The organism is Salmonella sp. SAL04202 (genome assembly GCF_046550775.1).
In the GTDB taxonomy this organism is placed as follows: domain Bacteria; phylum Pseudomonadota; class Gammaproteobacteria; order Enterobacterales; family Enterobacteriaceae; genus Salmonella; species Salmonella enterica.
On sequence record NZ_JBGDXK010000001.1, the window covers coordinates 929,044 to 949,235 of the forward strand.

Genomic DNA, 20,192 nt, shown 5'->3' on the forward strand with positions numbered 1-20,192 from the left:
GGTAAAGTATGAACATGTAAGTGACTTGATTTGTCGGCCTTTTTCAGAATAACGCTGACGAACTCTTACGGTTCAGACATTTACGCATTCCGCTTTCGCTTATATACTCGGGACTTTGCTAACAGCAACCAGACGGATTACATGTATCAACCTGTCGCTCTATTCATTGGCCTGCGTTACATGCGCGGGCGTGCAGCAGATCGCTTCGGTCGCTTCGTTTCCTGGCTTTCCACTATCGGCATTACCCTGGGGGTGATGGCGCTGGTCACGGTATTGTCGGTGATGAACGGTTTTGAGCGCGAACTGCAAAATAAAATTCTTGGTTTGATGCCTCAGGCCATCCTCTCTGCTGAACATGGCTCTCTTAACCCGAATCAGATGCCGGAAAAAGCGGTGAATCTGCAAGGCGTTAACCGTATTGCGCCGCTGACGACGGGCGATGTCGTACTGCAAAGCGCGCGTAGCGTTGCGGTTGGCGTGATGTTGGGTATCGATCCGGCGCAAAAAGATCCGTTAACGCCGTATCTGGTCAATGTGAAGCAAAGCGAATTACAGCCGGGTAAGTATAATGTCATCCTCGGCGAGCAGCTCGCCGGACAGTTAGGGGTCAACCGCGGCGATCAGATTCGGCTAATGGTGCCATCTGCCAGCCAGTTTACGCCAATGGGACGTCTGCCCAGCCAGCGTCTGTTTACGGTGATTGGCACATTTGCCGCCAATAGCGAGGTCGATGGCTATGAAATGCTGGTCAATATTCAGGACGCGTCGCGTTTAATGCGCTATCCGGCAGGCAATATTACCGGCTGGCGTCTGTGGCTGGATGAACCGCTGCAAGTCGATACCCTCAGCCAACAGACGCTGCCGCAAGGCACGAAGTGGCAGGACTGGCGCGAACGTAAAGGCGAGTTGTTCCAGGCTGTGCGCATGGAAAAGAACATGATGGGATTGTTGCTGAGCCTCATCGTGGCGGTCGCGGCTTTTAACATTATTACTTCGTTGGGTCTGATGGTCATGGAGAAGCAGGGCGAAGTGGCGATTTTACAAACTCAAGGGCTGACGCCGCGACAAATTATGATGGTCTTTATGGTGCAGGGCGCCAGCGCCGGGATTATCGGCGCGCTGTTGGGCGCCGCGCTGGGCGCATTGCTTGCCAGCCAACTGAATAACCTGATGCCGATCATCGGCGCGTTTCTGGATGGCGCTGCGTTGCCCGTGGCGATAGAGCCGTTACAGGTGATCGTTATCGCTCTGGTGGCAATGGCCATCGCGCTGCTTTCTACGCTTTATCCTTCCTGGCGCGCTGCCGCCACTCAACCCGCTGAGGCTTTACGTTATGAATAAGATCCTGTTGCAATGCGACAACCTGTGCAAACGCTATCAGGAAGGCACCGTACAAACCGACGTGTTGCACGATGTCAGCTTCAGTATCGGCGAAGGCGAAATGATGGCGATCGTCGGCAGTTCCGGTTCGGGTAAAAGTACGTTGCTGCATCTGTTAGGCGGGCTGGATACGCCTACCTCTGGCGATGTGATTTTTAGCGGCCAGCCGATGAGCAAACTCTCTTCTGCGGCAAAAGCGGAATTACGTAACCAGAAACTGGGGTTTATCTATCAGTTTCATCATCTCCTGCCGGATTTTACGGCGCTGGAAAACGTGGCGATGCCATTATTGATTGGCAAAAAGAAACCGGCGGAGATTGATGCTCGGGCGCGAGAAATGCTGCACGCCGTAGGGCTGGAGCATCGCGCAACCCATCGACCTTCGGAACTTTCCGGCGGTGAGCGCCAGCGTGTCGCGATAGCGCGCGCGTTGGTGAATAATCCGCGTCTGGTACTGGCGGATGAGCCGACCGGTAATCTGGATGCGCGTAATGCCGACAGTATTTTTGAGCTTTTGGGCGAGTTAAATCGTCTGCAGGGAACCGCGTTTCTGGTGGTGACTCACGATTTGCAACTGGCGAAACGTATGAGCCGCCAGCTTGAGATGCGCGATGGCCGCCTGACGGCGGAACTGAGCCTGATGGGGGCGGAGTAATGGCGTCGCCTTTATCATTGTTAATTGGCTTGCGTTTCAGCCGTGGACGGCGGCGCGGCGGTATGGTTTCGCTCATTTCCGTCATTTCTACCATCGGTATCGCGCTGGGCGTGGCGGTATTGATTGTCGGTTTAAGCGCGATGAACGGTTTCGAACGCGAGTTGAATAACCGTATTCTGGCGGTGGTTCCGCACGGGGAGATTGAAGCGGTCAATCAGCCGTGGACCAACTGGCGTGAAGCGCTGGCAAAAGTGCAGAAGGTGCCAGGCATTGCCGCCGCCGCGCCGTATATCAATTTTACCGGCCTGGTAGAGAGCGGGGCGAATTTGCGCGCCATTCAGGTTAAAGGCGTCGACCCTAAGCAAGAGCAGCAGCTTAGCGCGTTACCGTCATTTGTGCAAAATCACGCCTGGGATCATTTCAAAGCGGGCGAGCAGCAGATCATTATCGGTAAAGGCGTCGCCGATGCGCTGAACGTGAAACAGGGCGACTGGGTGTCCATCATGATCCCCAATGCGAATGCCGACCATAAGCTGCTCCAGCCCAAACGCGTGCGTTTGCATGTCATCGGGATTCTGCAACTGAGCGGCCAGCTCGATCACAGCTTCGCCATGATACCGCTTGAGGATGCGCAGCAGTATCTGGATATGGGGTCCAGCGTTTCCGGTATCGCGCTTAAAGTCCACGACGTGTTTAATGCGAACAAACTGGTGCGTGATGCGGGTGAAGTGACTAACAGCTATGTCTACATTAAGAGCTGGATCGGCACCTACGGCTATATGTATCGCGATATCCAGATGATTCGCGCCATTATGTATCTGGCGATGATTCTGGTGATCGGCGTGGCCTGTTTTAATATCGTTTCCACCTTAGTGATGGCGGTAAAAGACAAAAGCGGCGACATTGCGGTATTAAGAACGCTGGGGGCGAAAGATGGTTTGATTCGTGCCATTTTCGTCTGGTACGGACTACTGGCGGGCTTGCTGGGCAGCTTGATTGGCGTGGCGATCGGCGTTGTCGTTTCGCTTCAGCTTACCGCCATTATTAATGGGATTGAAAAGGCGATCGGGCATCAGTTTTTGTCCGGCGATATCTATTTTATCGACTTCCTGCCATCCGAATTACATTGGCTGGACGTTGTTTACGTACTGGTCACGGCGTTGTTGTTAAGCTTACTGGCGAGCTGGTATCCGGCGCGGCGGGCGAGCAACATTGACCCTGCGCGAGTATTGAGCGGTCAGTAATCGCGGAATATAAAAACAAGGAGCGGTGATGTATTACGGGTTTGACATTGGCGGAACAAAGATTGCGTTAGGCGTATTTGACTCAACGCGGCGGCTGCAGTGGGAAAAACGGGTTCCCACGCCTCATGCCAGCTATAGCACCTTTTTAGACGCTGTGTGCGAACTGGTCGCGGAAGCCGACCAGCGATTTGGCGTAAAAGGGTCGGTAGGGATTGGCATACCCGGTATGCCGGAAACCGAAGACGGCACGCTGTACGCCGCGAATGTCCCGGCAGCCAGCGGTAAGCCGTTGCGCGCCGATCTCAGCGCCAGACTGGATCGCGATGTGCGTCTGGACAATGACGCTAACTGTTTTGCCTTGTCCGAAGCCTGGGATGATGAATTCACGCAATACCCTTTGGTTATGGGGCTTATCCTCGGCACCGGCGTCGGCGGCGGCCTGGTGCTAAACGGGAAGCCGATTACCGGTCAGAGCTATATCACTGGCGAGTTTGGTCATATGCGTTTGCCGGTTGACGCGCTAACGTTGATGGGGTTTGATTTTCCTCTCCGCCGTTGTGGATGCGGTCAGATGGGTTGCATTGAGAATTATCTGTCCGGGCGCGGGTTTGCGTGGCTATATCAGCATTATTATGATCAATCGTTGCAGGCGCCGGAGATTATCGCGTTGTGGGAGCAAGGCGATGAGCGGGCACACGCGCATGTTGAGCGCTATCTGGATTTACTGGCGGTTTGTCTGGGGAATATACTGACGATTGTCGATCCCGATTTATTGGTGATCGGCGGCGGACTATCGAACTTTACGGCAATAACAACGCAACTGGCGGAAAGACTGCCGCGCCATCTCCTCCCTGTTGCCCGCGCGCCGCGCATTGAGCGTGCGCGGCATGGGGATGCAGGTGGGATGCGCGGTGCTGCTTTTTTACATCTTACCGACTAATCAAAAAAAGAGGTTGTTATGCAGTCGCGTCGGTTTCATCGATTAAGCCGCTTTCGTAAAAATAAACGTCTGTTGCGTGAACGTCTGCGCCAGCGGATCTTTTTCAGAGACAGAGTGGTGCCGGAAATGATGGAAAACCCAAGAGTATTAGTCCTTACAGGTGCAGGAATTTCTGCAGAGTCTGGTATTCGTACGTTTCGCGCGGCGGATGGCCTTTGGGAAGAGCATCGGGTTGAAGATGTGGCAACGCCGGAAGGATTCGCCCGTAATCCGGGGCTGGTGCAGACATTTTATAATGCCCGCCGTCAGCAGCTTCAACAGCCGGAAATACAACCCAATGCGGCGCATCTGGCGTTAGCGAAGCTTGAAGAAGCGCTTGGCGATCGCTTTTTGCTGGTGACGCAAAACATCGACAATTTGCATGAACGCGCGGGCAATCGCAACATCATTCATATGCATGGCGAGCTGTTGAAGGTGCGCTGTTCGCAAAGCGGCCAGATTCTGGAATGGAACGGCGATGTGATGCCGGAAGATAAATGTCACTGCTGTCAGTTCCCGGCGCCGCTACGTCCGCACGTGGTGTGGTTTGGCGAGATGCCGCTTGGCATGGATGAAATTTATATGGCGCTGTCGATGGCGGATATTTTTATCGCCATTGGCACATCCGGTCATGTCTATCCGGCTGCGGGGTTTGTGCATGAAGCAAAACTGCACGGCGCACATACGGTGGAACTGAATCTTGAGCCAAGCCAGGTCGGCAGCGAGTTTGAAGAGAAGCACTACGGCCCGGCAAGCCAGGTTGTGCCGGAATTTGTTGATAAATTCCTGAAAGGGCTGTAGTGCTGTTTGCCCGTTAACGCCTTATCCGGCCTACATTTCACGTTACGTTCATCTGTAGGCCCGACAGGCGCTTTGGCTGAATTAGCGTCCTGCTTTTAGCTTCTGATAATACTCTTCATAAATGGCGCTGGCGTCGCCGACATCGTTTTGCCACTCGCCTTTGCTGATGGTTTGCGCATCCGGATAGAGCGACTTATCATTGGCGACCTCCGGGCTTAACAGCTTACGCGCCGCCAGGTTGGGGGTAGGGTAGCCGATGGTTTCTGCCACCTCTTTCGCGACGTCAGGACGCAGCAGGAAGTCGATTAGCTTCAGCGCGCCCTCTTTATTTTTCGCGTTCGCCGGAATAGCCAGGCTATCCATCCAGAAAATACCGCCTTCCTTCGGCCAGACGACCTCCAGCGGCGTGCCAGCCTGACGAGCAACGAAGGCCGAACCGTTCCACACCATCCCCAGGTTGACTTCCCCTTCCATATACGGATTCGCCGGATTATCGGAGTTGAAAGCCGCTACGTTCGGCATCAGTTTTTTCAACTCTTCATATGCCGCTTCGATCTCTTTCGGATCGGTAGTGTTACCGGAATAACCTAGCTTGCGCAGCGCCATCTGGAAGACTTCTCGCGCATCGTCGGTTAAAAGCAGGCTGTTTTTATATTCCGGTTTCCACAAGTCAGCCCAGCTGGTAATGGTTTTTGGATCGATAGCATCGCTGTTCACGCCAATCGCCGTTGCGCCCCAGATATACGGAACAGAATAATCGTTGTTGGGGTCAAACGGTTTGTTGAGCATTTCCGGATCGAGGTTGTGGAAATTGGTTAATTTCGACTTATCGATCTTCTGGATCATGCCTTCTTTGCGCATTTTGTCGACATAGTATGTAGAAGGAACAACCAGGTCATACGCGCCATCTTTATAGGTTTTGAGTTTGGCATACATGGTTTCGTTCGACTCGTAGGTCGAATAAATCACCTTAATGCCGGTCTCTTTAGTGAACTGTTCCAGCAGGCCCGGCGGTACATACTCAGTCCAGTTATAGAAATAGAGCGTGTCGTTGTCGGAGGCATGAGCGGCACTCATACCCAGCGCCAGGGCGCCCGCCGCGAGCAGGTGGCGTGACCATTTTTTCATTTAACGTCCCCTGAATTACGGGCCTTATCGGCCCTTGGTTTTATCACGAGCAATAAGCTGGCTGGCAATGACCATTACCAGAGACAGCACCAATAAAACGGTCGCCAGCGCGTTCACTTCTGGTGAAACGCCGACTTTTACCATGGAATAAATCTTTAAGGGTAAAATTTCATAGCCCGGCCCGGTGACAAACGACGAGACCACTACATCGTCCATCGACAACGTAAAGCTCAGCAACCAGCCCGCCGCCACCGCCGGCATCGCCAGCGGCAGAATGATTTTGCGTAAAATCGTTACCTCACTGGCCCCCAGGTCTTTTGCGGCTTCCAGCATTCTGACATCAAAGCCTTTCAGGCGCGAATAGACCGTGACGACCACAAACGGCAGGCTAAAGGTGATGTGCGAGAACAGCAACGACCAAAAGCCCAGTTGAATGCCGAGTAACATAAACAGCACCAGCAGGGAGATCGCCATCACGATATCCGGCGACATCATTACTACAAACAGCATCCCGCTGACGAATGGCTTCCCGCGAAAGCGGTAGCGATAAAGCGCCACCGCGGTTAACGAGCCAATCAACGTGGCGAAGGTCGCTGAGAAAATCGCCATCGTCAGTGAATGTTGAGCGGCCTGCAACAGACTGTCGTTATTGACCAGTAGTTCGTACCATTTAGTGGTAAAGCCCTGCCAGTTAATGCCGAACCGCGAACTGTTGAAGGAGTTCACGATCAGAATAATGATGGGAATATACAGATACGCATAGATGGCAGTCATGAAACCGCCACGGAGCAGCCGACCGATCATTCAAGTTCCACCTTCTTATTCAGAGGATGGGGTGCTTTTAGAGTATTGAAAATGATCAATTTTTTCTCTTCTCCAAAATCTCTCCAAAACGTCTCGCGGTTATCAGCAGCCGGGAAGAAGCAAGCTGCCGCTTGAAGCCGCGAATTTTACAACAAATTGCCAGACGAGCGGGAAAAAAAGGCCATTTAAATGACTATTCTCATCCGATCCGGTCATATGCGGCATTATTGCACCAGGCAAGAGGTTACTCTGTAGGCAAACATGGAGTACGTGAGTAAACCCTGAACGTGACGTTTGAGAAAGCGTCGTCTGATTTTATAAAAAACAACATAAACAGCCGCTTTGTTGTTCTGAGCGAACGTGTAGCGTGGTTAACTGTTCTTCCGCCATTTTTTGTATAGCCTGGGGGTCTATTCTAAAAATGGCGTGAAAAACCTGATCAGAGAGGGTTTCGATTATCTCAGCTAACATGCTTAGACTGGCGCTGGGATCCGTTACAAGGAACGCCTGAAACGTCTTATCCGCCAGTAAAACCTCTTCTACCATTTTTTCAATAGGTATGTGGGTATGTGGTGGTGGTATTTCAAGCTGTTTTAAGCCACACATTGTCATTGTTTCTAAAAATGCGTTTTGCTGAGTCCTTTCGGATATATTCGCATGCTGTAAAATACGCGTTGTCTTTTCAATCCCAGACTGAATTTTCGCTGCCAGGTAGGTTACCTTTTCTTGCGTTTTCCACTCATCTAAATTTCCTTTTCTCCATTCAGAATATAAATACCCCTCTATGTTGTCTAATGGAACCGATAATGTCGGCGCGCCAGCAGGGTTGAGACATAATGTCGAAGGGAGGGGGTAATCTGCGATGTCGCTATATCTTCTATTAATCATGGCCGCCATTTGTGGATGCGATTTTAAAATATCCGGGCGATCTTTCATTAAAAAATAGACCTTCCCCATGACTTCACAGCTAAAGGTATCGGTATTTTGAGTGATACGTAACAATTCGTTCTCTTCGTTTTGATCCATGATACGAAGAATCATGATGGCATCATTTTCATGAGGATTATGAACCTGAAATCTATCTCTTTGCGATGCGCAGGCTAATGCCTTCAACTCAAAAAAAATCTCTGTAAGCCGCTCTCGTGTGGGGGTGCAATCGGCAAACAACATCTCATGTAGACAACGGTCCGCTTTTGCTTTGCCAGTAGAAAAAAAGAGGTCTTTAATTTTTTCCCATAAAACTTTGCAACATGTTTCTTTCGTATTCCCTGGGGGATTGATAAGTATTTCGCTTTTTAAAAAACCATTCCCTATAGTAATCGGCATAATAATCTCACTTAAACTGGAGTAAAAATGACTACATAATTGATTAAATCGACCCTTTTTATCTCAACTGCGGGCGCATCAGATGTAATATAATATTTAAAAGAGACTGGCAATCAGTATAAAACCTGAGAGCTCCACGTATAAATGCATTACTGTCTGTGATAGCGTCGCTACAGGTAAAAGTAATAGAAGGCCTGCCGCAGATAATGCTGTAGATTTGAAATGCTGGCGGAAACTGCTTTCATGCGTTTTTTATGTCGGAGGCATGAAGTTTACCCTTGAATAAACTTCATGCCTGAATGCGCGTGGATTTGTTAGCGTTGCGCAATTAATCGCTTATATCACTCACCTTCTTATTCAATAAGCGGGAAGCCCGCCAGTAAATCAACAGCATGAGTCCCATCACAATGGTCAGCGTAATGCTGGTCGCCGCGCCAAACGGCCAGTCGCGAATATTCAGAAACTGTACCTTAATGACGTTACCAATCAGCAGGTTTTTCGCGCCACCCATTAAATCGGAGACGTAGAACAGGCCCATTGCCGGTAGCATCACGAGCAGGCAACCGGCGACAATGCCCGGCATGGTTAATGGAATAATGATGCGGATGAACGTTTGCATTTTACTGGCGCCGAGATCGCGTGCGGCCTCCAGTAGTGGTTTGTCGAGCTTCTCAATGCTGGAGTAGAGCGGCATGACCATAAATGGCAGCAAAATGTAAACCAGGCCGATAATAACGGCGCTCGGGGTGAACATGATGCGAATCGGTGTATCAATCACGCCCAGCCACAGCAGGAATTCATTGAGATAACCTTTAGTGCTCAGGAATATTTTCAGCCCATAGATGCGGATCAGTGAGTTGGTCCAGAAAGGAACAATCAGCAAAAACAGCAATAACGGACGTATCTTTTCCGGTAACTTCGCCAGAAACCAGGCAAAAGGATAGCCCAGCACCAGGCAGGAGAGGGTGGCGATCAGCGCCATATTCAGAGAGTGCAGGAGCACTTCAAAATAGAGCGGATCGAGCAGGCGCGCGTAGTTATCCAGCGTAAAGACCATCTTGACGAAACTGGCGTCGTCACGGGTCAGAAAGCTGGTGCCAATGATCATCAGGTTGGGCAGAAAAACGAATAACACAAGCCAACCGACGATAGTGACAATCACTACATTCTGGAATTTACTTGTGTTCTTCATCAGCCAGTACGACCTCCCAGCTTTCTACCCAACTAATGGCCATTTTTTGGTCAAGTGAATGGTCGAAGTCAGGATCGTCTTCGTTGAAGAATTCGCTGACCATCACCATTTTGCCATTTTCCAGTTCAACCACCGACTCCAGCGTCATACCTTTATAATTGCGCTCGCGCACGTAGCCGATAAGCCCTTCGATGTGGTTATCATCGTTGATCTCTTCGACGCGTAGATCTTCCGGTCGCAGCAGGACGTTCAGTTTTTGGCCCGGTTCGACAGCGAAATTGACGTATATATTGCACTCCCGACCTTCTACGCTGGCGCGGACGCGCTGTTCATCAAGCCGTTCAATGACGGTTGCGTCAAAGCGGTTAATTTCGCCGATAAAACCGGCGACAAACAGGTTTTTTGGCTCTTCATAGATTTCACGCGGCGTGCCGTCTTGCTCAATCACGCCATTACGCATTACCACGATACGATCGGACATGGTGAGCGCTTCTTCCTGATCGTGAGTGACAAAAACAAACGTGATACCGAGTTTACGCTGTAATGCTTTAAGCTCGTTCTGCATTTGTTTGCGCAATTTATAGTCCAGCGCGGAAAGCGATTCATCCAGTAATAACAGGCGAGGTTTATTCACCACCGCGCGAGCGATAGCCACACGCTGCTGCTGTCCGCCGGAAAGCTGGTGCGGTTTACGTTGTGCAAACTCTTCAAGCTGCACCATACGCAGCGCATCGGTCACGCGAGGCGCTATCTCGGCGGCTGGCGTTTTTTGCATCCGTAAGCCAAACGCGACATTTTCAAACACCGTCATATGCGGAAATAAAGCGTAGCTTTGAAATACGGTATTTACATAACGATTTTCGGCGGGAACGTGGGTGATATCCTGGTTATCCAACATGATATGCCCGGCATCAACGGTTTCCAGGCCGGCAATCAGGCGAAGAACGGTTGTTTTACCACAGCCGGAAGGGCCAAGCAGCGTGAGGAATTCGCCATTGTTAATGGTCAAATCCAGCTGTGAAATGACCTCTTTGCCATCGAAACTTTTGCTAATTCCCGACAAAAGCACCAGCGGTGAAAGCGAACGCGGTTGATTATTCAATTTCTTACTCTGTCCCATGTAAACGCAACGGATGGCTGACCGCTGCGGGGTTTGTGGTTAACCACCTTAATCACTCTTAATGAGGGCGGTCATTCTACGGCAAACCACTGTGATCGCCAATCCTTGTTGCGAATTACTGACTTAGCTTTATAGTCAGAAAGCGTGTCAAAGTGAAATATTCTTGTTTGCAGGGATAAAAGTGACCTGACGCAATATTTGTCTTTTCTTGCTTATTAATAATGTTGTCACGAAAAGTGAGGGTGACTGCATGGATAAACTACTTGAGCGTTTTTTACACTACGTATCGCTGGATACCCAATCAAAGTCGGGTGTTCGGCAGGTTCCCAGCACTGAGGGGCAGTGGAAGTTACTACGTTTGCTCAAACAGCAGCTCGAAGAGATGGGGCTGGTTAACATTACATTAAGTGAAAAAGGGACGTTGATGGCGACGCTCCCGGCCAATGTTGAGGGGGATATTCCCGCCATTGGTTTTATCTCCCATGTGGATACCTCTCCGGATTTCAGCGGTAAAAACGTTAACCCGCAGATTGTCGAGAATTATCGCGGCGGCGATATAGCATTAGGGATTGGCGATGAGGTGTTGTCACCCGTGATGTTCCCGGTACTGCATCAATTACTGGGACAGACGCTGATTACTACCGATGGTAAGACATTGCTGGGCGCGGACGATAAAGCCGGTGTTGCGGAGATCATGACCGCGCTGGCGGTGCTGAAAGGTAATCCTATTCCCCACGGCGACATTAAAGTGGCGTTTACGCCTGACGAAGAGGTAGGGAAAGGCGCGAAGCACTTCGATGTTGAGGAATTTGGCGCGCAGTGGGCCTATACGGTCGACGGCGGCGGCGTGGGCGAACTGGAGTTTGAAAACTTCAATGCCGCCTCGGTGAATATCAAAATCGTCGGCAATAACGTGCATCCTGGTACGGCGAAAGGTGTGATGGTCAATGCGTTGTCGTTGGCGGCGAGGATTCACGCGGAAGTGCCGGCGGATGAAGCGCCTGAAACCACTGAAGGTTACGAAGGGTTTTATCATCTGGCCAGCATGAAAGGCACCGTTGACCGAGCCGAAATGCACTACATCATTCGCGATTTCGACCGTAAGCAGTTTGAAGCGCGTAAACGCAAAATGATGGAGATTGCCAAAAAAGTCGGTAAGGGGCTGCATCCGGACTGCTATATCGAACTGGTGATTGAAGACAGTTATTACAATATGCGCGAAAAAGTGGTTGAGCATCCGCATATTCTCGATATCGCCCAGCAGGCCATGCGCGACTGTCATATTACGCCGGAGATGAAACCGATTCGCGGCGGTACAGACGGGGCGCAACTGTCGTTTATGGGCTTGCCGTGTCCTAATCTCTTTACCGGCGGATATAACTATCATGGTAAACATGAGTTTGTGACGCTGGAGGGGATGGAAAAAGCGGTACAGGTGATTGTACGTATCGCGGAGCTGACGGCGAAGCGCGGCCAGTAGCGAATGTTACGCATTGTGGTGAAGCGTTTTATTATTTATGGCGGGATATTTTCCGCCATCAATTTTTCTGCCTGGAGCGCCGAATATCCGCCTTCCTGGTCCCAGCGCCAGCAACAATCTGCAGCATGTTTTATGACCGGCGATGAAACCTGCATGACGTTTATTGATGATGCGGTGAGGCTGGCCTCGCGGCAATATGGCAAACGCTCAATACAGCTTGTTCGTAGCCTGCTATTACAAAGCGATATTTATCAATGGCTGGGTAAACCTGAATTAACGCCGCAAATGCTGCTGCGAGCGCGGGCAATCATGAAAACATTTCCGGCGGGCACTTATCCGGGCGATCGGGCCGATATGTTTGAACACCTTGCGGCCTTTAATGTTTACAGTGACGATCGCCATATAGAGTATTCATCTACAGAGCAGTGGCGATACGAGATCAAGGTTGATTACCGTCAGCGAATAGCCTGGCAAGAGCAGGCATTAACGTGGCGTCTTAAAGACAAAAAGGCATCGACGGAGGCATTGGTTTATACCTTAAACAGGATGCGCGACGCTTATTCTGATGCGCTGGAAGAGCGGGATGTCGAATGTGATAGTGCGCGTAAAGCCTATTATTTGGCGAAGATAGACGCAACGGAGCGGCAGTGGTTGGGCGTTATTTTACGGGATAAAACCTGGGATAATCGTGAGCGCGTCGCCTCTTTTTTGCAGCAGAAAGCGGATATTGCTTATAATGCAGGACATATTAGCGAGGCGATTAATGCGCTAAGTCAGGCGCTAAAAATTAAGCAAACGCTTTATGGCGCCGAATTCGGCGAAATGACGGTTGACAGCAATAATCTTGCTGGCTTTTATGCACAGGGCCATCATTATAAGGAAGCGAAAGATCTCTACCTTAAACTTATCGCGTATTACCAGAGCCGTTTAACGCCAATGGCGACGGTAATATCACGATTACGCTTTTATTTGCCCGAAAACATCGACCTGGACAGTACTTCCCTCTATCTCCCATTGCTGGAAGAATATAAACGTCGGCAGTCTGACGTATCAATGGTGTTGTATGGTGTTTCGCTGCTTTATAAGAATAATCAACAGCTTGAACAAGCAAAAGACTTTGCGGAACGCGCCTTTACGCTTGATGCCGTAGCTTATCCAGCAAAGATGCAGTATGAACGATTACAGCAACTGGCTAATATTGCCGAAGGTCTTGGAGATAACGTACTGGCGCGGCGCTATCGGCAAATGTCATTTCGCCATCGAATGGCCCACTCGATTTATCCGGGCGATCCGCAATATAACGATTTCGCCAAACCTGGCGGCGATCGTTGTGGATAGTTTGCGTCAGCCCGGCGGTCGCCGGGCATTGCGATGTTCTTATCCTTCGAAGAACCAGTACCCGCTATTCACCAGTGCCGCCAGCATCGCGAGGAAGGACGGGTCTTCCAGCGCATCGCCGAAGTTTTCAGCGGTCAGTGCAATATGACTGGCGAGCGCCTCCAGAGCGGGGCGATGCGGAGAGTCTATTTTTTCGCCATTCGCATAGACCTCATCGCCGATACGCAATACGCGAAGCCCGCCGAGACGTACTAATACCTCGCCTTGCTTTAAGGCATCGTAAATTTCATCAGGCTGATACGGCGGCTCCGGCGGCGCAATATCCAGTTCGTGGCGTGACTGAGAGAGAAACTCGCCAAGCCACTGTTGGAAATGCGCGGGTTGATTGATCAAATCGAGCATCATATTACGCAGTTTATCCATCTCCTGCGGCAGGATATCCGCCGGATGCTTGCGGGACGGCATATCCGGATCGCTGTAGTATGTATTGCCCAACTCCCGTTGCAGGACGTAGTCGGCAAAACCGCTGATCAGCTCACGGCTATTGGGCGCGCGAAAACCGACCGAATAGTTCATGGCGTTTTCCAGCGCATAGCCTTCATGCGGGAATCCTGGCGGAATATACAGAATGTCGCCCGGCTCCAGCTCTTCATCAATAATGGCCTCGAACGGATCGACTTGTAACAGGTCGGGATGTGGGCAGTGCTGACGCATTTGCAGCTTTTCGCCCACGCGCCAGCGACGGCGACCGGTTCCCTGGATAATAAACACATCATACTGATCCAGATGCGGGCCAACGCCGCCGCCGGGAACGGAAAAGGAGATCATCAGATCGTCGATACGCCAGTCCGGCAGAGCGCGGAACGGGCGCATCAAGGCGGCGGTGGGTTCGTGCCAGTGGTTTACCGCCTGTACCAGCAGCGACCAGTTGCTCTCACCCAGATGATCGTAGCTTTCGAAAGGGCCATGGCTGACCTGCCATTTGCCATCCTGATGGCTAACGAGACGGCTGTCGATTTCGCTTTCCATCGCCAGCCCCGCCAGCTCATCCGGCGAGAGCGGATCGATAAAGTTGCTAAACCCACGTTTTAAGACCACCGGGCGTTTTTGCCAGTGGCGTTCAAGAAAGTCGGGCCAGTTAAGAGTTAATTGGTATTCCATGTTAAGTATCCGCAGGCTGGTATCTGACACCGATTATAACGGATGCTTAACGAGATGCGTGGAAGAACGCACAGAAATGTTTATTCCTCTTTCTGTGTGGGATGCTGTCGGCCAAAAACGACCTCCATACGGGCACCGCCGAGCAGACTGTCGCTGGCAATGATCTGCCCGGCGTATTGTTCCGTAATCTCGCGCGCGACAGCCAGCCCCACGCCTTGTCCTGGTCGTAGGGTATCGGCGCGCTGACCGCGATCAAACACCAGGGAACGTTTGCTGTGGGGAATGCCTGGGCCGTCATCTTCGACGAAAATATGCAAATGATCGTCGGTCTGGCGAGCCGAAATCTCGACAAACTCCAGGCAATATTTACAAGCGTTGTCCAGTACGTTGCCCATTACTTCGACAAAGTCGTTTTGCTCGCCGACAAAACTGATCTCTGGTGAAATATCCATACTGATATTCACCCCTTTACGCTGATAAACTTTATTGAGCGCGGAGATCAGGTTATCTAACAACGGCGCGACGGGATGCAGTTCGCGGCTTAACAATACGCCGCTACCGCGCATACTGGCGCGATGCAGATAATAGCCGATCTGCTGGGAAATCCGGCTGATCTGTTCCAGCATCACCGGTTCAGCTTTGCTGACGCTCATCTTTTCGTTGCGTAAAGAGCGTAACGTACTCTGCAAAACCGCGAGCGGCGTTTTTAAACTGTGCGTCAGGTCGGTCAGGGTCGTGCGGTATTTGTTATAACGTTCACGCTCGCTTTTGAGCAGTTGATTAAGGTTGCGCACAAGGCTGGTCAGCTCACGCGTCGTCTCCGGATTGAGCATTTCGCGGTGATGATCTTCAAGCTCGCGGACTTCCCGCGCCAGCGCCTCGATAGGGCGTAAGCTCCACCAGGCGGCGATCCACAGTAAAGGAATGACTAACAGTAAATTGGCGGCCAGCACGTATACGAACCAGCTCCACACCATATAGGAGCGTTTTAGTTCTATCGGAATGGTATCGACCACCACGATGGTTAACTGCGGCATCCGCGCCGTGGCAGGATAAATATTTACCGCTACCGAGTGGGTCATCTCGGCATCATCGTCATCTTCACGTACTTCTTTGAGTTTTTCCTGCGCGGAATGATCCTCGCTCAACAGCGTGCTGGTGGCGTCTACGTTGGTTTCAATTTCATGGAAGCCGTTCGTTTTTAACCATTCCGGTTGAATGCTTTTAATCAGCCAGGGGATATTGCGCTGCGTCCATAATAATTTGCCCGTTTCATCGTAAATCAGCGTCATGGTCGGGCTTTGCATGTCCAGATTTTCAGGCAGCTCAACGCTGATTTTATTATTTTCCCATTTGGCGAGGGTATAAAACAGGTTGCTTTCGCCGCGCAGCAAACGAAAGGTGGTTTTATCAAAACTTACGCTATAGCCGACCAGCGCCACTATGCCATATGCCAGAGAAAGCACCAGCACGACGCCGGCTGTCGCCAGCAAAAAACGAACCCGCAGCGACAGCGGCAGAAAATGGCGAGCAAATTTATTCATTAGCGCAATTCAAAAAGATATCCTTGTCCGCGTACGGTGGTAATGACATCGTGCGGATACTGGGCCTGTATTTTTTTCCGCAGACGCCCCATGAGAACATCAATGGTATGACTTTCCCGCAGTTCCGCATCCGGATACAGTTGAAGCATCAGCGAATCTTTGCTGACCACTTTACCGTTGTTACGGATAAGCGTTTCCATAATGGTGTATTCGAACGCCGTGAGTTTGATGACCTCTTCATTGACGGATAATTCCCGACGTGAGAGATCCACCTGGAAAGGCGGGATGTTGATCACCTGGGAGGCCAGACCGCTATTACGGCGCATTAACGCCTGCATACGAGCCATTACCTCTTCGATGTGGAATGGCTTCGTTACGTAGTCATCGGCCCCGGAGCTGAGAACCTCGACTTTATCCTGCCAGCCTTCGCGCGCGGTTAACACCAGAACCGGCAGTGAAACATCACTGCTGCGCCAGCGGCGTATCAAGGAAAGGCCGTCTTCATCCGGCAGACCTAAATCGACAATAGCGATATCCGGAAGGTGTTCATTAAGGTAGTAATCAGCTTCCCTGGCATCTTCTGCGGCATCGACCTGGTGACCTGAATCCTGGAGCTGAACCTTCAGGTGGTGGCGTAATAATGCATTATCCTCTACAACCAGTACGCGCATCATCTCTTCTCCCTTGTGTTAACAATAAGAACAGTCTAGCGTTGATTATGGTGCTTTGGGGATAAACAGTTAATAAACCAGACAAATAGTCACCCTCTTTCTGAAGAAAAGAGGGTGAGGCAGACATTATTTAAGTTCGTCGACCAGAGTCACAGCGCGACCGATATAATTTGCCGGCGTCATGGCTTTAAGGCGCGTTTTTTCTGCTTCCGGCAGGGCCAGACTATCAATAAACTGTTTCATTCCTTCGGCATCAACACGCTTGCCACGGGTCAACTCTTTCAGTTTTTCATATGGTTTTTCAATACCATAGCGGCGCATGACGGTCTGGATCGGTTCGGCTAATACTTCCCAGTTGTGATCCAGTTCGTCAAGCAGATGATCGCGGTTTACTTCCAGCTTGCTGACGCCCTTCAGGGTGGACTGATAAGCGATAAGCGCATAGCCGATGCCGACACCCAGGTTACGCAGGACGGTTGAGTCGGTCAGATCGCGCTGCCAGCGGGAAACCGGCAGTTTGTTTGCCAGATGGTGCAACACTGCATTAGACAGACCGAGGTTGCCTTCTGAGTTTTCAAAGTCAATGGGGTTAACTTTATGCGGCATGGTAGAAGAACCGATCTCCCCGGCGATGGTTTTCTGTTTGAAATGGTTCAACGCAATATAGCCCCATACATCGCGATCGAAATCGATCAGGATGGTGTTAAAGCGCGCGATACAGTCAAACAGTTCCGCAATATAATCATGCGGTTCAATCTGGGTGGTGTAAGGGTTCCACTGGATGCCCAGCGAGGTGACGAACTCTTCGCTGAACTGATGCCAGTCAACTTCCGGATAGGCGGCGATATGCGCGTTATAGTTGCCTACGGCGCCGTTGATTTTACCGAGGATCTCCACCTGGTTGAGCTGGCGGAACTGACGCTCCATACGGTAAGCCACGTTAGCCATTTCTTTGCCCAGCGTAGACGGGGTGGCAGGTTGACCGTGGGTACGGGAGAGCAGAGGAATATCGCGATACTGCGTGGCGAGATCTTTAACCGCGTTAATCACCTGACGCCAGTAAGGCAGGATCACTTCATCGCGCGCGGTTTTGAGCATTAACGCGTGCGACAGGTTGTTAATGTCCTCAGAAGTGCAGGCAAAGTGGATAAATTCGGAAACGTCATGTAGCGCCGGGATCGCGGCGACTTTTTCTTTCAGAAAATACTCAACCGCTTTCACATCGTGATTCGTGGTGCGCTCAATGGTTTTAATGCGCGCGGCATCTTCTTCATTGAAGTTTGCCACAAGCGTATCCAGGTAACCGTTTGCGTCGGCAGCAAAAGCAGGAACTTCCTTGATCGCTGCGTGCGCGGCTAATTTCTGCAGCCAACGTACTTCGACTTGTACACGAAATTTCAGCAAACCGTATTCGCTAAAAATTCCGCGCAGCGCGCTGACTTTATCGCCGTAGCGTCCATCGACAGGGGAAACGGCGGTCAGTGAGGATAATTCCATAGATCATAACTCCGGGGTTAAATGAGCAAGAATTTGTTTTGCCTGAGTCGTCAGGCGATGACGAGAAAACATAAGTTGTAGGCGACCACCGCCTACCTGATGCCAGAGCACGGCTGCACGGATGCCTGCCAGTAGCGAGGCGCGGACTTTGGCCTGCACCTGCGGACTTTGCAGAACGGCCGGGGAGCCCGTCACCTGAATGCGCGGGCCCAATGGGCTAATCACATCCACGTAGATGCCCGCCATGGCGCTCATTAACGTGTCTGACTGTAAATCAAAATGATCAAGCTGGCGCTGCAGGCCGTTAATGCGATCGCCTAACGTATTCAATGCGCCTTTGGCGGATGACAGCTTGCGCTCCAGCACCATCAGGCTAAGCGTATAACGCGTCAGTTCGGCGTTAAGTCCTTGTCGGCTGCTGGCATTCAGCACGCCGAGCAGTGTTTCCAGACCAAGACGCAGGTTAGCTTCGCTGCCGCCGAACACGCCCAGAGTAGAACTGGGATTCATATCAATGACACTGTTGAGTGAAACGTGCAACGCGTCGGCATCACAGTGCCCCTGGTGCGCCAGTTGTTGCACCAGGCGTGCCGACTGGCAAATGCCAGACAGCGCGAGGGTGATGTCATAATAATTCTTTGCCACAATCACTGCTTCCTTGTATCAAATAAAATACACTTCATCTTTTAAGCCGCTTTGAGGCGACTTGAATGGTGTTGTGTATTGAATAATCAGACCGTCAGCGGCAGTCGCTGCTCGATAATGCCGCCGCCCAGGCAGACTTCGCCGCTGTAAAAGACAGCGGACTGGCCCGGCGTAACGGCGGCAACCGGCTCGTCAAAAATGACCTCGATACGATCGTCATCCAGCGCGTTAATCGTGCACGGAATATCGGTCTGGCGGTAGCGGGTTTTTACCGTACAGCGCAGGGTGCCGGTGAACGGTTCGCGATCGACCCAATGTAGCTGCTGGGCGATGAGGCCTACCGACATCAGACGTGGGTGCTCATGCCCCTGGGCGACAATTAACACATTGTTTTCAACGTCTTTATCCACCACATACCAGGGGTCTTCGCTACCGTCTTTGGTGCCGCCGATTCCCAGCCCTTTACGCTGACCGAGCGTATGATACATCAGACCCTGATGCTCGCCGATTTCATCGCCGTCAACGGTAATGATTTTCCCCGGCTGCGCAGGCAGATAGCGCCCTAAAAAGTCGCGGAATTTGCGCTCGCCGATAAAGCAGATACCGGTAGAATCTTTTTTCTTGGCGGTTACCAGCCCCAGATCTTCGGCGATTTTACGCACCTGCGGTTTTTCCAGCTCGCCAACCGGGAACAGACTTTGCGCAATCTGCTCATGGCCAAGCGTATAGAGGAAGTAGCTCTGATCTTTGTTACCGTCGAGCCCGCGCAACAACCGGCTTTTGCCGTTTACATCCGCGCGGCGAACGTAGTGACCGGTGGCGATATAGTCGGCGCCTAAATCTTCTGCGGCAAATTCAAGGAAGGCTTTAAATTTGATCTCTTTATTGCACAGAATATCCGGGTTCGGCGTACGGCCCGCTTTGTACTCTTCAAGGAACAGTTCAAAGACGTTATCCCAATATTCTGCGGCAAAATTAACGGTATGCAGTTCAATGCCAAGCTTGTCGCACACGGCCTGCGCGTCAGCCAGATCGGCTGCTGCGGTACAGTATTCCTCACCATCGTCCTCTTCCCAGTTCTTCATGAACAGGCCTTCTACCTGATAACCCTGTTGTTGCAACAGCCAGGCGGAAACGGAGGAATCGACACCGCCGGACATGCCGACGATCACTTTTTTTGGGCTTTCTGACATTGGAATACTCGCGACATTGAACTTCAAGGCGGCG

General features: G+C 51.3%; 18 protein-coding genes. 7 read left to right on the plus strand and 11 right to left on the minus strand.

Annotated elements, in window-relative coordinates; translation table 11 throughout:
- Nucleotides 1–141 precede the first annotated feature (141 nt).
- The 5 genes from lolC to cobB are packed head-to-tail and all read left to right on the plus strand — an operon-like array spanning nucleotide 142 to nucleotide 5,059.
- A complete protein-coding gene (gene lolC / locus ACLJQJ_RS04640) occupies nucleotides 142–1,341 on the plus strand; it encodes a lipoprotein-releasing ABC transporter permease subunit LolC (RefSeq protein ID WP_063809509.1) in 1,200 nt (399 codons plus the stop codon).
- The gene (lolD, locus tag ACLJQJ_RS04645; RefSeq protein ID WP_001033714.1) at nucleotides 1,334–2,035 is read left to right on the plus strand and encodes a lipoprotein-releasing ABC transporter ATP-binding protein LolD; all 702 of its coding nucleotides are present in this window, start codon (nucleotides 1,334–1,336) and stop codon (nucleotides 2,033–2,035) included. Before lolC ends, lolD begins: the two co-directional genes overlap by 8 nt.
- Complete coding sequence (gene lolE / locus ACLJQJ_RS04650; protein ID WP_000168091.1) at nucleotides 2,035–3,279, plus strand: lipoprotein-releasing ABC transporter permease subunit LolE; 1,245 nt, start codon at nucleotides 2,035–2,037, stop codon at nucleotides 3,277–3,279. Before lolD ends, lolE begins: the two co-directional genes overlap by 1 nt.
- A 28-nt stretch (nucleotides 3,280–3,307) precedes the next feature.
- The gene (gene nagK, locus ACLJQJ_RS04655; protein ID WP_063809510.1) at nucleotides 3,308–4,219 is read left to right on the plus strand and encodes an N-acetylglucosamine kinase; all 912 of its coding nucleotides are present in this window, start codon (nucleotides 3,308–3,310) and stop codon (nucleotides 4,217–4,219) included.
- A gap of 18 nt (nucleotides 4,220–4,237) precedes the next feature.
- Nucleotides 4,238–5,059, plus strand: a complete 822-nt coding sequence (cobB, locus tag ACLJQJ_RS04660) for a Sir2 family NAD+-dependent deacetylase (protein WP_001191856.1) — start codon at nucleotides 4,238–4,240, stop codon at nucleotides 5,057–5,059.
- Nucleotides 5,060–5,140: 81 nt separating this feature from the next.
- Here cobB and potD read toward each other — a convergent pair whose 3' ends face one another.
- The 5 genes from potD to potA all read right to left on the minus strand — a co-directional run bounded on the left by potD (nucleotide 5,141) and on the right by potA (nucleotide 10,629).
- Nucleotides 5,141–6,187, minus strand: coding sequence for a spermidine/putrescine ABC transporter substrate-binding protein PotD (potD, locus tag ACLJQJ_RS04665; protein ID WP_063809511.1), 1,047 nt, complete (start codon nucleotides 6,185–6,187; stop codon nucleotides 5,141–5,143).
- Between the two features lie 24 nt (nucleotides 6,188–6,211).
- Nucleotides 6,212–6,991 (minus strand): spermidine/putrescine ABC transporter permease PotC, encoded by a 780-nt coding sequence (potC, locus tag ACLJQJ_RS04670; protein WP_000580299.1) that lies wholly within the window; start codon nucleotides 6,989–6,991, stop codon nucleotides 6,212–6,214.
- Between the two features lie 315 nt (nucleotides 6,992–7,306).
- Nucleotides 7,307–8,317: an SPI-2 type III secretion system effector SifA gene (sifA, locus tag ACLJQJ_RS04675; RefSeq protein WP_063809512.1), complete on the minus strand. Its 1,011-nt coding sequence runs from the start codon at nucleotides 8,315–8,317 to the stop codon at nucleotides 7,307–7,309.
- 328 nt (nucleotides 8,318–8,645) lie between these two features.
- On the minus strand, nucleotides 8,646–9,509 hold the full coding sequence (potB, locus tag ACLJQJ_RS04680; protein ID WP_000799391.1) for a spermidine/putrescine ABC transporter permease PotB: 864 nt from the start codon (nucleotides 9,507–9,509) through the stop codon (nucleotides 8,646–8,648).
- On the minus strand, nucleotides 9,493–10,629 hold the full coding sequence (potA, locus tag ACLJQJ_RS04685) for a spermidine/putrescine ABC transporter ATP-binding protein PotA (protein WP_000531607.1): 1,137 nt from the start codon (nucleotides 10,627–10,629) through the stop codon (nucleotides 9,493–9,495). The genes potB and potA overlap by 17 nt, the downstream gene beginning before the upstream one ends.
- Nucleotides 10,630–10,879: 250 nt before the next feature.
- On the opposite strand from potA, the gene pepT reads away from it, so the two are divergent.
- Both pepT and ACLJQJ_RS04695 read left to right on the plus strand, forming a co-directional pair.
- Complete coding sequence (gene pepT, locus ACLJQJ_RS04690; protein WP_000359412.1) at nucleotides 10,880–12,109, plus strand: peptidase T; 1,230 nt, start codon at nucleotides 10,880–10,882, stop codon at nucleotides 12,107–12,109.
- A 3-nt stretch (nucleotides 12,110–12,112) separates the two neighbouring features.
- Nucleotides 12,113–13,447 carry a hypothetical protein gene (locus ACLJQJ_RS04695; protein WP_063809513.1) on the plus strand — a complete coding sequence of 445 codons (1,335 nt, stop codon included), beginning with the start codon at nucleotides 12,113–12,115 and terminating at the stop codon, nucleotides 13,445–13,447.
- Between the two features lie 39 nt (nucleotides 13,448–13,486).
- Here ACLJQJ_RS04695 and roxA read toward each other — a convergent pair whose 3' ends face one another.
- The 6 genes from roxA to mnmA form a co-directional block, all read right to left on the minus strand.
- Complete coding sequence (gene roxA, locus ACLJQJ_RS04700) at nucleotides 13,487–14,608, minus strand: [50S ribosomal protein L16]-arginine 3-hydroxylase (protein ID WP_000456514.1); 1,122 nt, start codon at nucleotides 14,606–14,608, stop codon at nucleotides 13,487–13,489.
- A gap of 80 nt (nucleotides 14,609–14,688) precedes the next feature.
- On the minus strand, nucleotides 14,689–16,152 hold the full coding sequence (gene phoQ, locus ACLJQJ_RS04705; RefSeq protein WP_001031687.1) for a two-component system sensor histidine kinase PhoQ: 1,464 nt from the start codon (nucleotides 16,150–16,152) through the stop codon (nucleotides 14,689–14,691).
- Nucleotides 16,152–16,823, minus strand: a complete 672-nt coding sequence (phoP, locus tag ACLJQJ_RS04710) for a two-component system response regulator PhoP (protein ID WP_001537766.1) — start codon at nucleotides 16,821–16,823, stop codon at nucleotides 16,152–16,154. Before phoP ends, phoQ begins: the two co-directional genes overlap by 1 nt.
- Nucleotides 16,824–16,949: 126 nt before the next feature.
- Nucleotides 16,950–18,320 carry an adenylosuccinate lyase gene (purB, locus tag ACLJQJ_RS04715; RefSeq protein WP_000423763.1) on the minus strand — a complete coding sequence of 457 codons (1,371 nt, stop codon included), beginning with the start codon at nucleotides 18,318–18,320 and terminating at the stop codon, nucleotides 16,950–16,952.
- A 3-nt stretch (nucleotides 18,321–18,323) separates the two neighbouring features.
- Complete coding sequence (hflD, locus tag ACLJQJ_RS04720; RefSeq protein ID WP_001519653.1) at nucleotides 18,324–18,965, minus strand: high frequency lysogenization protein HflD; 642 nt, start codon at nucleotides 18,963–18,965, stop codon at nucleotides 18,324–18,326.
- A gap of 86 nt (nucleotides 18,966–19,051) precedes the next feature.
- Complete coding sequence (mnmA, locus tag ACLJQJ_RS04725; protein WP_000004540.1) at nucleotides 19,052–20,158, minus strand: tRNA 2-thiouridine(34) synthase MnmA; 1,107 nt, start codon at nucleotides 20,156–20,158, stop codon at nucleotides 19,052–19,054.
- Nucleotides 20,159–20,192: the final 34 nt, after the last annotated feature.

Excerpts from the sequence above, each read along its gene's own strand:
- lolC (WP_063809509.1), top strand. The coding sequence starts at position 142 with ATGTATCAACCTGTCGCTCTATTCATTGGCCTGCGTTACATGCGCGGG.
- lolD (WP_001033714.1), top strand. The coding sequence starts at position 1,334 with ATGAATAAGATCCTGTTGCAATGCGACAACCTGTGCAAACGCTATCAG.
- lolE (WP_000168091.1), top strand. The coding sequence starts at position 2,035 with ATGGCGTCGCCTTTATCATTGTTAATTGGCTTGCGTTTCAGCCGTGGA.
- nagK (WP_063809510.1), top strand. The coding sequence starts at position 3,308 with ATGTATTACGGGTTTGACATTGGCGGAACAAAGATTGCGTTAGGCGTA.
- cobB (WP_001191856.1), top strand. The coding sequence starts at position 4,238 with ATGCAGTCGCGTCGGTTTCATCGATTAAGCCGCTTTCGTAAAAATAAA.
- potD (WP_063809511.1), bottom strand. The coding sequence starts at position 6,187 with ATGAAAAAATGGTCACGCCACCTGCTCGCGGCGGGCGCCCTGGCGCTG.
- potC (WP_000580299.1), bottom strand. The coding sequence starts at position 6,991 with ATGATCGGTCGGCTGCTCCGTGGCGGTTTCATGACTGCCATCTATGCG.
- sifA (WP_063809512.1), bottom strand. The coding sequence starts at position 8,317 with ATGCCGATTACTATAGGGAATGGTTTTTTAAAAAGCGAAATACTTATC.
- potB (WP_000799391.1), bottom strand. The coding sequence starts at position 9,509 with ATGAAGAACACAAGTAAATTCCAGAATGTAGTGATTGTCACTATCGTC.
- potA (WP_000531607.1), bottom strand. The coding sequence starts at position 10,629 with ATGGGACAGAGTAAGAAATTGAATAATCAACCGCGTTCGCTTTCACCG.
- pepT (WP_000359412.1), top strand. The coding sequence starts at position 10,880 with ATGGATAAACTACTTGAGCGTTTTTTACACTACGTATCGCTGGATACC.
- ACLJQJ_RS04695 (WP_063809513.1), top strand. The coding sequence starts at position 12,113 with ATGTTACGCATTGTGGTGAAGCGTTTTATTATTTATGGCGGGATATTT.
- roxA (WP_000456514.1), bottom strand. The coding sequence starts at position 14,608 with ATGGAATACCAATTAACTCTTAACTGGCCCGACTTTCTTGAACGCCAC.
- phoQ (WP_001031687.1), bottom strand. The coding sequence starts at position 16,152 with ATGAATAAATTTGCTCGCCATTTTCTGCCGCTGTCGCTGCGGGTTCGT.
- phoP (WP_001537766.1), bottom strand. The coding sequence starts at position 16,823 with ATGCGCGTACTGGTTGTAGAGGATAATGCATTATTACGCCACCACCTG.
- purB (WP_000423763.1), bottom strand. The coding sequence starts at position 18,320 with ATGGAATTATCCTCACTGACCGCCGTTTCCCCTGTCGATGGACGCTAC.
- mnmA (WP_000004540.1), bottom strand. The coding sequence starts at position 20,158 with ATGTCAGAAAGCCCAAAAAAAGTGATCGTCGGCATGTCCGGCGGTGTC.